Consider the following 4,136-nt stretch of genomic DNA (forward strand, 5'->3'; position numbering starts at 1 on the left):
GGTGCCACTGGACCTCAAGGTGTTCAAGGTAACACAGGTGCTACCGGTGCTACTGGTATAGGAGTTACCGGACCTACTGGACCTTCTGGCGGGCCTCCTGGACCTACTGGACCTCAGGGACCTCAAGGTAACACAGGTGCTACTGGTGCCACTGGACCTCAAGGTGCTCAGGGTAACACGGGCGCTACCGGACCTCAGGGCGTTCAAGGTAACACGGGCGCTACCGGTGCCACTGGATCTCAAGGCATTCAAGGACCAACGGGTGCTACCGGCGCTACTGGTATAGGAGTTACTGGACCTACTGGACCTTCTGGTGGGCCTACCGGACCTACTGGGCCTACTGGACCTAGCTTCCCTGTAGCAACAATTGTTGTAACAAACAATATTCAGCAAACAGTACTGCAATTTAATAACTTTATTTTTAGTACTGCAATTAACGTAAACAATATTATCTTCAACGGCACAGATACAGTTACTGTTATCAACGGTGGCATTTATGTAATTAGCGTATCCATTTCTACAACTGCGCCAGGATGCGCTCCACTTGGAGTAGGAATTTCAATTAATGGAGCTGTCGCAACTGATAACTTCTCTTCAAATTTAATAGGCGACTCACTTTCATTTACTACAATTGAAACATTAGCAGCTGGTGCAAGAATTTCTGTCCAATCTACTCTTAATGAGATTACAATCCCTGCGACAGGAAATACTAACATCCGCCTTACTGTATTTAGAATCGCTTAAATTTCACTATATATTGTTTATGACAAATAAAAAAAGAGCGAGGAAACTCGCTCTTTTTTGTTATGTACAATAATTCATTACTATTCTAATTCAATTGAAACATTTTTTTGTGGTACAAATGTAGAAATTGCATGTTTATAAATAAGCTGTTGCTTACCTTCTGTTTCCAGCAGGACTGTAAAATTATCAAATCCTTTAATTAGCCCACGAAGCTGGAAACCATTTAATAAGTACAGCGTAACAAACGTATTTTCTTTACGGAGTTGATTTAAAAACTGATCTTGAATATTGATTGATTGCTTCATGTCGAATCCTCCTCTTTTTCTCTACTTACTATTATTCGACTTTACTTGTAACTTTCCTTCTATGTATCGTAAAATTTCTGACGTTTTTTCACCGTCTGTAACATCAAACCACGTGACATCCATTTTATTACGGAACCACGTTAATTGACGCTTTGCATAGCGACGCGAATTCGTCTTTAATTGTGATACCGCATCTTCTAAAGGGGCTCGATTCTCAAAATAATCATAGATTTCTTTATACCCAATCGCTTGAATAGATTGACAATCTCGTATCCCTCTATTATACAGACCTTCTACTTCCTCTAATAGGCCTTGTTCCATCATCAAATCCACTCGTAAGTTAATGCGATCGTATAGCATTTCTCGATCCATTGTCAAGCCAATTAATGAAACATCATAGAGTAACTCTTTTTCTTGTTTCTCAATTTGGTCACTCATTTTTTCACCCGTCGTGTGGAAAATTTCTAACGCTCGAATGACACGTCGTACATTATTTGCATGAATACGCTCCGCACTTTCCGGATCTACTTCTTGCAATTTTTTATGTACATATTCCACACCGCGTTCTAAAGCTAACTTTTCCATTTGCTCTCGGTATATCACATCACCAGCATCATCTGTAAACTGATAATCGAATAAAACAGATTGTATATAAAGACCGGTCCCACCAACTATAATTGGTAATTTACCACGTTCTGTAATTTCTCGAATATGCTTGCGAACACGTTCTTGAAATTCCGCGACAGAAAATGAATCTTCCGGATTTTTTATATCGACCATATAATGTGGAATTCCGTCCATCTCTGCTTGTGTTACCTTTGCAGTTCCAATATCCATCGTTCGATAGATTTGCATGGAATCACCACTAATAATTTCACCGTTCAACGCTTTGGCAAGATCGATACTTAACTTCGTCTTTCCAACAGCAGTTGGTCCAATGATGACAGCAACTTTTTCACGTTGCACTTCTCCCATATCATTCAACTCTCTTTATGTAATATACTCCATCTATTGATTATATCCAATCTTACCAATTTTAACGGCATGATTGCAAGTTCTTTCATTTCGGTACATGAAATTACACATAAAAAAGAACATAGTTTGTCCAATTCTGCATATACATGATAAAAATAGTTTCGAGAGGATGAGTTAACTATGAAACAATCCACCATCAATTTTTCATCTTTGACAAAAGACCTCATTTTAGCTACTTCTACAAAAGAACAAAATTGTTCACAAGAGGAATTATACTTTGCCCTAAATTGTTTACTACGGGCCTTTCATTCTACTCTCCATGAAACAACATTACATCCAGAAAATAAAAATACAGAATATATACAAACGCAATTTTGCAGTGCATATAAAATTATTACAGGTAAAACTATTTATCCATTTCAATAATCCATAAAAAGCGGCTGCTTACATAATTTCAAGCAACCGCTTTTTATATTAATATCAATAACCTATTGTATAACTTTCACTTTTACAGATTTGCGCCCCCAGCTATTAGCACTACCATCTGAACCGACTAATACATCAATACGATTTCCTTTAATCGCACCACCAGTGTCTCCAGCAATCGCTTCTCCATATCCTTCTACCCATACTTTTGATCCAAGCGGAATTACTTTCGGATCAACAGCAATTACTTTCATATTTGGATTTGCTGTTAAATCATGCCCCATTGCAGTTAATACACGACCACCATACGAACCATTCTCACTCGGATCTGCTGTATATGCCGTCGCTTCTACTGTAATTTCACGACCACCAGTAGGCGCACTTGTTTCAGTAGATTTCGCAACTGGTTTGGCAGCCGGCTTTTCTTTTACCACAGGTTTACTTGATTCTACCTTCTTAATAGAATCGTTACTCTTAACAGACTCTTTATTCTTAACTGCTGTATTATTTTTAACAGGCGTATTTGTTCTAGCCGGCGCTTCTTCTTGAGCTACAACTTCTTTCTTTTCAATTACAGGTGCCGTTCCTGTTAAAAATGGCACGTGAACATATCCGACTTTTCCATTGTAGTCGAATTGTAACCATTCATTTTGAACTTGATTCGTCGTTTCAATCACATCATCTTTATTAAGTTTACCTAAAATTTCAGAATCAGTATTCGCTCCAGCACGAACATTTAATACGCCCGCCGTTACATAATATGTGCTCCTTGTAAACTCAGCACTTACAAACGCTTCCTTACCGTTTAACTTAATTTTTGTCCATCCATTTTCTGTATTTATAACATCTAGTGTATTCCCACTTAACACTTTACCTACAAGCTTTGACTCTACATTTGGGTTTTCTCTAACATTTAATACGTCTGTTGTTACAATTGTTTCCGCTTTAGCAGAACCTGCAAAAATCCCAAGACCAAAAACTGCTGCTGTTGCTATACTTAATAATTTTTTCATGAATAGCCTCCATTTGCTTTGTTTTCGTATTTTCATTATAGCAACAGATTTTTAGAATTTTTAGAAATCACACAATTACAAAGCATTCGTAATATACGATTAATGAGTTGTAACATAAATTTCCATATTAATAAAATGTATTTCTAATACAATCTCCAATGGTTTTCATACATTTTCCATATACGAGCACAAGAACTTTTTTCCAGAAAAAATTACAGTGTTACTTTTTTGTTACAAAAAATTCACAATTCATTACATCTTTTACCAAAAAGCATCAATATTCCATTGTTAACCTATTTTTTTGTAATGAAAAGAGAGCAGCTACTAAAAGCTGCTCTCTTTTCCAGAGTGTTGGGAAACCCTTTAGGGTTCCCCACACTCTGGAATCATTTTGATTTTAGCGAATAAAAACAACATAAAATAATAGAGTTTCAAAAAAATAGCCCTCCACCAGACCTTTTTTGGTCAGATGGAGGGCTATTTTTTTCATGTTTTGACAAGTTGCGGTGAGATAAGCCTGCATTTGGACAGACTTCAGCCCCCGAAATCGAGCATATCGATAGCCATGTAGTTCTTTGGCGTCCGCAAAGCTTCGCTCTATAGTTGAACAGCGTACTTTGTACAACTTTTTCCCTGTAACTGTTAGTTTGTTTTTTCTAGCGATATCCTTATA

5 protein-coding genes and 1 pseudogene are annotated in these 4,136 nt (G+C 37.4%); 2 read left to right on the top strand and 4 right to left on the bottom strand.

The features are described 5' to 3' along the window. The coding region (locus tag C4S65_RS33725; RefSeq protein ID WP_142391622.1) for a Gly-Xaa-Xaa repeat protein at positions 1 to 744 on the top strand (744 nt) is incomplete at its 5' end. A gap of 80 nt (positions 745 to 824) precedes the next feature. On the opposite strand, the gene hfq is transcribed toward C4S65_RS33725, so the two are convergent. Further along, complete coding sequence (gene hfq, locus C4S65_RS33730) at positions 825 to 1,049, bottom strand: RNA chaperone Hfq (RefSeq protein ID WP_000813896.1); 225 nt, start codon at positions 1,047 to 1,049, stop codon at positions 825 to 827. 21 nt (positions 1,050 to 1,070) lie between these two features. Further along, entirely contained in the window at positions 1,071 to 2,024 is a 954-nt protein-coding gene (miaA, locus tag C4S65_RS33735) for a tRNA (adenosine(37)-N6)-dimethylallyltransferase MiaA (RefSeq protein WP_000504953.1), read from the bottom strand. 180 nt (positions 2,025 to 2,204) lie between these two features. Between miaA and C4S65_RS33740 the strand changes: the two genes are divergently transcribed. Next, the gene (locus tag C4S65_RS33740; RefSeq protein WP_000814429.1) at positions 2,205 to 2,450 is read left to right on the top strand and encodes a hypothetical protein; all 246 of its coding nucleotides are present in this window, start codon (positions 2,205 to 2,207) and stop codon (positions 2,448 to 2,450) included. A gap of 62 nt (positions 2,451 to 2,512) precedes the next feature. Here C4S65_RS33740 and entD read toward each other — a convergent pair whose 3' ends face one another. Then, the gene (gene entD / locus C4S65_RS33745) at positions 2,513 to 3,463 is read right to left on the bottom strand and encodes a cell wall-binding protein EntD (protein WP_061666428.1); all 951 of its coding nucleotides are present in this window, start codon (positions 3,461 to 3,463) and stop codon (positions 2,513 to 2,515) included. 386 nt (positions 3,464 to 3,849) lie between these two features. Beyond that, a pseudogene (locus tag C4S65_RS33755) lies at positions 3,850 to 4,136 on the bottom strand (transposase); the annotation flags it as partial.

It is taken from the genome of Bacillus sp. ok061 (assembly GCF_900108285.1).
GTDB classification, from domain to species: domain Bacteria; phylum Bacillota; class Bacilli; order Bacillales; family Bacillaceae_G; genus Bacillus_A; species Bacillus_A thuringiensis_S.